Origin of the sequence: Kitasatospora sp. NPDC002965 (assembly GCF_040611255.1) — a bacterium.
Taxonomy (GTDB): domain Bacteria; phylum Actinomycetota; class Actinomycetes; order Streptomycetales; family Streptomycetaceae; genus Kitasatospora.
Window position 1 is genome coordinate 1 of sequence record NZ_JBEXNT010000242.1, and the last position, 6,177, is coordinate 6,177.

3 protein-coding genes and 2 pseudogenes are annotated in these 6,177 nt (G+C 73.4%); 3 read left to right on the forward strand and 2 right to left on the reverse strand.

Annotated elements, in window-relative coordinates; genetic code table 11:
• Positions 1-124: 124 nt before the first annotated feature.
• The 3 genes from efeB to ABZY91_RS41055 all read left to right on the forward strand — a co-directional run bounded on the left by efeB (position 125) and on the right by ABZY91_RS41055 (position 3,254).
• Positions 125-1,465: an iron uptake transporter deferrochelatase/peroxidase subunit gene (efeB, locus tag ABZY91_RS41045; protein WP_355409238.1), complete on the forward strand. Its 1,341-nt coding sequence runs from the start codon at positions 125-127 to the stop codon at positions 1,463-1,465.
• 44 nt (positions 1,466-1,509) lie between these two features.
• Positions 1,510-2,361 carry an iron uptake transporter permease EfeU gene (gene efeU, locus ABZY91_RS41050; RefSeq protein ID WP_355409240.1) on the forward strand — a complete coding sequence of 284 codons (852 nt, stop codon included), beginning with the start codon at positions 1,510-1,512 and terminating at the stop codon, positions 2,359-2,361.
• A gap of 227 nt (positions 2,362-2,588) precedes the next feature.
• Positions 2,589-3,254 (forward strand): HNH endonuclease family protein, encoded by a 666-nt coding sequence (locus tag ABZY91_RS41055; protein WP_355409242.1) that lies wholly within the window; start codon positions 2,589-2,591, stop codon positions 3,252-3,254.
• A gap of 201 nt (positions 3,255-3,455) precedes the next feature.
• Here the strand turns inward: ABZY91_RS41055 and ABZY91_RS41060 are convergent.
• Positions 3,456-6,008 (reverse strand): annotated as a pseudogene (locus tag ABZY91_RS41060) (FtsX-like permease family protein); the annotation flags it as partial.
• Between the two features lie 74 nt (positions 6,009-6,082).
• A pseudogene (locus tag ABZY91_RS41065) lies at positions 6,083-6,177 on the reverse strand (ABC transporter ATP-binding protein); the annotation flags it as partial.

Here is a 6,177-nt window from a genome sequence, read left to right on the forward strand (position 1 = left end):
GCCCCCCGCCGGCGCCCCGCGCCGGCCGGGGGCCCCCCGGGGCGCGGCGCGCCGGCGCCCGGCGGGGGGGGGCCGCGCGGGCCCCCCCGGGCGCGAGTCCCGTACAGAGAAGGGTCCGCCGCCGATGGACGCCGAGCAGGAGCAGCAGAACGGGGCGCCGGACCACGGGACGCCGTCCCCCAGGGGTGGCGAGCCCGGGGCCCGGGAGCCGGGTGGTGCCGCCGGTGGCGGGTTCAGCCGCCGTGCGGTGATCGGCTGGGCCGGTGCGGGGGCCGCCCTGGGGGCGGCCGGCGTCGGCTCGGTGGCCGCCGCGACCCGCCGGGAGGAGGACGCCCCGGCGCCGGCCGCCGCGGGCGGGGACGTCGCGTTCTTCGGGGAGCACCAGTCCGGGATCGCCACCCCCGTCCAGGACCGGCTGCACTTCGCGGCCTTCGACGTCTCCGCGTCGGCGACCCGCGAGTCGTTGGTGCGGATGCTCAAGGAGTGGACCAGGGCCGCCGCGGCGATGACCGGCGGTCGCGAGGTGGGCAGCGGTGCGGCGAGCGGCCTGCCGCAGGCGCCGCCGGACGACACCGGCGAGGCGCTGGGCCTGCCGGCCTCCCGGCTGACCCTCACCGTCGGCTTCGGTCCGGGCCTGTTCGACAAGGACGGTGTGGACCGCTTCGGCCTGAAGGCGCGGCGCCCCGAGGCGCTGATCGACCTGCCCCGGTTCAAGGGCGACAACCTCGATCCGCAGCGCAGCGGCGGGGACCTCTGTGTCCAGGCCTGCGCCGACGACCCCCAGGTGGCGGTGCACGCGATCCGCAACCTGGCCCGCATCGGGATGGGGACGGTCAACATCCGCTGGTCGCAGCTGGGTTTCGGCAAGACCTCCTCCACCACGCCCGATGCGCAGACACCGCGCAACATGATGGGTTTCAAGGACGGCACCCACAACATCGCCGGCACCGACGCCGCCGCGCTGGCGCAGCACGTCTGGGTGGCGCCCGGCGAGGGGCCGGAGTGGATGACCGGCGGTTCCTACCTGGTCGCCCGGCGGATCCGGATGCACATCGAGACGTGGGACCGTACGTCGCTCAAGGAGCAGGAGGACGTCTTCGGCCGCACCAAGGGCGAGGGCGCCGCGTACGGGAAGGTCCGGGAGCACGACGCGCCGGACCTGGACGCCATGCCCGGGGACGCCCACGTGCGCCTGGCGCACCCGGACTCGAACGGCGGCCACATGATCCTGCGGCGCGGGTTCTCCTTCACCGACGGGACGGACGGGCTGGGGCGGCTGGACGCTGGTCTGTTCTTCCTGGCCTACCAGCGGGACAGCCGTACGGGGTTCGTCCCGCTGCAGCAGCGCCTCGCCGCGTCGGATGCGCTGAACGAGTACATCCAGCACGTCGGTTCGGCGCACTTCGCCTGTCCGGCGGGTGTGCGCAAGCCCGGTGAGTGGTGGGGCCAGGCCCTCCTCGGCTGACCGTTCCGCCCGTCACCCCTGTACAACCTCCGGAGGAGGGTGCCGTGTTCGGCAACTATCTGATCGGCCTGCGCGAGGGTCTGGAAGCCAGCCTCGTCGTGTGCATTCTCATCGCCTACCTCGTCAGGACCGGCCGCAGGGACAAGCTCCCACCGGTGTGGGCGGGCGTCGGTGCGGCGGTCGCCCTCAGCATGGCGTTCGGCGCGGTGCTCCAGTACGGCTCGACGCAGCTGACGTTCGAGGCGCAGGAGGCCCTCGGCGGGACGCTGTCGATCGTGGCGGTGGGTCTGGTCACCTGGATGGTGTTCTGGATGCGCCGCACCGCCCGGCATCTGAAGACGGAGCTGCACGGCAGGCTGGACGCGGCGCTCGCGATGGGCACGGCCGCCCTGGTGGTCACCGCGTTCCTGGCGGTCGGGCGGGAGGGGCTGGAGACGGCGTTGTTCATCTGGTCGGCCGTGCAGGCGACCGACGACGGCTACAACCCGATCATCGGTGCGGCGCTGGGTCTGTTGACCGCGGTGGTCCTGGGCTGGCTGTTCTACCGGGGCGCGTTGAGGATCAACCTGGCGAGGTTCTTCACCTGGACCGGCGCGATGCTGGTGGTGGTCGCCGCCGGGGTGCTGGCCTACGGGGTGCACGACCTCCAGGAGGCCGGCTGGCTCCCCGGCCTGCGCAGCCGCGCCTTCGACATCAGCTCCGGCATCCCCAAGGACAGCTGGTACGGCACGCTCCTCAAGGGCGTGTTCAACTTCCAGCCCGACCCGACGGTCCTCCAGCTCGTGGTCTGGGCGGCCTACCTGGTCCCGACTCTGGCGATCTTCCTGAACGTCTTCGGCGGGCGCCGCACCAAGCCTGCCGCGCCGAACGCGGGAGCGGCCAACTCGGCTGTTTGAGCGAAGAGTTCAGGCCACCTGGTGGCCTCGAAGGCCCCGTCCGGCTACCCGCCGGGCGGGGCCTTCGGCGTTCCTGCGCCCGCCGGGGCGGGTGTGGTGCTGACGCCCGCTCAAAAGTTCACCTCCCGGCTCTACCCGCGTATACCCCCGGGGCCGCATGCTGGTCGGCAGCCCGGGCCGCTCCGCCCGGGGGCTTTCCCCTGCCCTCGTCGACTCAGGAGTCCCCCATGTCCGCGATACCCGTGCCCCGTCCGTCCCGCCTGCCCCGCCGCGCCCCGGCCGCCGCCCTCGGCGCCCTGCTGCTCGCCCTCGTCACCCTGCTGACCGGCGCCGGCACCGCCCGGGCGGCCCTGCCGACCCCGGTCTCCGCCGCCACCGCGCGCAGCTACCTCGCCTCGATCGCGGTGTCCGCCGAGTCCCACGCCTCCACCTACGACCGGGCGCTCTTCCCGCACTGGATCACCGTCTCCGGCACCTGCAACACCCGCGAGACGGTCCTCAAGCGGGACGGCAGCAACGTCGTCACCGACTCCGCGTGCGCCTCCGTCAGCGGCACCTGGTTCTCGGTCTACGACAACGTCAGCACCACCAGCGCCTCGTCCTTCGACATCGACCACGTGGTGCCGCTCGCCGAGGCCTGGCGCTCCGGCGCCTGGGCCTGGACCACCGGCCAGCGCCAGGGCTTCGCGAACGACCTGACCCGCCCGCAGCTGATCGCGGTCTCGGCGAGCTCCAACCGCAGCAAGGGCGACCAGGACCCGGCTCACTGGCTGCCGCAGACCTCCTACCGGTGCACCTACGCCCGTGCCTGGGTGCAGGTGAAGTACTACTACGGCCTCAGCGTGGACAGCGCCGAGAAGAGCGCGCTCTCCTCGATCCTCAACGGCTGCTGAGGAAACGTTCGCTCGGCGCGGCGCACACCGGAGCCGCCGGGAACACCCCGTCCGCCACGGCGCCGCCCGCCACCGCCCCGCCCGCCGCGACAGACCGCTCGTGACGGCGCCGCTCACGAGAGTGCCGCTCACGACGGCGCCGCCCGCCGGGAGGAGTCCCCGCGGGGGGCGCCCGGCGCCCGGGACCCGGCGGCGCGGGGCGCTCTTGATCGCGCTCAGGATGTCCGTCCGGGCCGCCCGGCGGGCCGGCCAGAGCGCGGCCAACAGGCCGATCACCGCGGCGGCCACCAGGAAGCCCAGGATCTGCACCGGCGGCACCACCGTGGTGATGTTCCTGAACACGTCCTTCATGGTCCGGACGCCGGCCCAGGCGGTGACGATGCCGAGCAGCACACCGACCACGCCGCCGAACAGGGCGATCATCAGGGACTCCAGCCGGACCATCCGGCCGATGCCGCGCCGGTCCAGACCGATCGCCCGCAGCATGCCGATCTCCCGGCGGCGCTCGAACACGGACATCGCCATGGTGTTCACCACGCCCAGGACCGCGATCACCACGGACATGCCCAGCAGCCCGTACATCATGCTCAGCACGGCGGAGACCATCTCGCGGTTCTCCGCCTTGATGTCCTTGTCGCCCTTGACCGCGATCAGCGGGTTGCCGCCGGTGGCGTCGCGCAGCGCCTGCTTGAGCGCGGCGTCCGGGCCGTCCGGGCCCTTGACGAGCACCTTGTCCAGGCCGGTGCCGGCGCCGGCGTGCGGGCCGACCACGCTCTCGGGGGCGATCAGCCCGGACACCACGGTGCTGTGCCCGATCAGGCCGCCGACGGTCAGGGTGGCCGGGCTGCCGTCCGGGTAGGTGCCGGTCAGGGTCGAGCCGACGGTGAGGCCGTTCCGCGCGGCGTAGTCGGCGCCGGCCAGCAGCTTGCCCTGCTTGAGCGCGTCGGCCGAACCCTCGGTGGTCTTCACGTCGACCAGCCGGTCGAAGGTGGCCGCGTCCACCGAGGTGAGCCACGAGGTGTCGTCCTCGGCGGCCTTGACGGGAACGGTGCGCATCACGCTCGTCGCGGTGAGCCCGGGGATCCTGGCGATCTGGGGGGCGACCTCGGGGGAGAGCATGGAGAAGTTCGACATGGCGACGGTGTAGTCGGCCTTGAGGTCGTTCGCGGTGGCCTCGTCGACGGCCTTGTTCACCGAGGCGCCGACCACGGTCAGCGCGGTGATCAGGGTGACGCCGATGGTGAGCGCGGAGGCGGTGGCGGCGGTGCGGCGCGGGTTGCGCACCGCGTTCTCGCGGGCCAGCTTGCCGGGCGTGCCGTAGAGCCTGCGCAGCAGCGGGGCGAACAGGGCGATCAGCGGCCGGGAGAGCAGCGGGGTGAGGACGAAGACGCCGATCATCAGCGCACCCGCGCCGAGGCCGACCAGCTTGGCCTCCTTGCCGGCCGCGCCGGCCAGCAGGCCGCCCACGCCGGCGAGGGCGAACAGCAGGCCGATCACGTTGCGGACCACGAGGGACTTCTGGGTGGCGGGCTGCTCGACGGAGCTCATCGCGGCGACCGGGGCGATCCGCGAGGCACGGCGTGCGGGCAGCCAGGCGGCGAGCACGGTCACCGCGACGCCGACGCCGACGGAGCCGAGCACCGTGGAGGGGCCGATCACCAGCGGGCCGTCCGGCAGGTTGGCCTCGAAGGGGCCGTTGAGCAGGGCGCGCAGTCCGGTGGCGATGCCGATGCCGACGACCAGCCCGCCGAGCGAGGCGGTGAGGCCGACGAGCAGTGCCTCGGCGAGCACCGAGCGGGTGATCTGCTTGCGGCTGGCGCCGACGGCGCGCAGCAGGGCCAGTTCCCTGGTGCGCTGGGCGACCAGCATGGTGAAGGTGTTGGCGATGATGAAGATGCCGACGAAGAGCGCGATGGCGGCGAAGCCCAGCAGGACGGTGGAGAGGCCCTTGGTGCCCTCGGCGATCATCCGGTCCTGCTCGTCCGCGAGCTCGCGGCCGGTCCGGGCCTCGACGGAGTCGCTCTGCGGCACGGCCTGCTTCACGGCGGCGAGCAGCGCGGTGTCGTCGGCGCCGGGCCTGCCCCTGACGTCGATCTCGGCGAACCGGCCGGGGCTCAGGTAAAGCTGCTGGGCGGTGGCGGTGTCGAACGCGGCGAGCGATCCGCCGGAGACGACGCGCGGGTCGTTGGTGTGCAGGGTGCCGGTGAGCCGGAGCTCCATGACCGGGCCGTTGACGGCGACGCGGACGGTGTCGCCGACCTTGTAGCCGCCCTTCTCGGCGGTCCTGGCGTCCAGCGCGATCTCCTGGGCGCCGCGCGGGCCGCGTCCGTCGACCAGCGGGTAGCGGGGGTCGGTGCCGTCGGCGCCGGGCACGTAGTTGGTGCCGGTGGTGGAGAAGCCGTTGCCGATCAGTGCGCCCTTCCGGTCGGCGATGCCGGCGAAGCCGCTGACCACGCCGCGGGCCTCGGCGGCGCCGGGCAGCGCGGCGATCGCCCCGCGCGTCTCCTCGGACAGGGCCGGGCTGGCCTCGGCGCCGCTGCCGTGGTCGTACCCCTTGCTGACGGCGGAGCGGTCGCTGACGGTCACGGTGATGTCGGTGTAGCTCTTGGCGCTCTGGGAGCGGAGCGCGCTGCCGAGCGTGTCGGTGAAGACCAGGGTGCCGGCCACGAAGGCGGTGCCGAGGAGGACGGCGAGCGTCGTCATCAGCAGTCGGCCCTTGTGGGCCAGCACGGTGCGCAGTGCGGTGCGGTACATGGAGTGGTGTCAGTCCTGGAAGGTCGTGGGGACGGAGGCCGGAGCGGCGCCGGGCGGGTGGGCCGGGATCCGGCTCAGCTGGTGCGGCCCTTGGCGTCGAAGCGGCGCATGCGGTCCAGGACGGTGTCGGCGGTGGGCTGGTGGAGTTCGTCGACGATGCGGCCGTCGG

Bases quoted from the DNA above. Each gene is read 5' to 3' on its own strand.
- efeB (WP_355409238.1), top strand. From the start codon at position 125: ATGGACGCCGAGCAGGAGCAGCAGAACGGGGCGCCGGACCACGGGACG.
- ABZY91_RS41055 (WP_355409242.1), top strand. From the start codon at position 2,589: ATGTCCGCGATACCCGTGCCCCGTCCGTCCCGCCTGCCCCGCCGCGCC.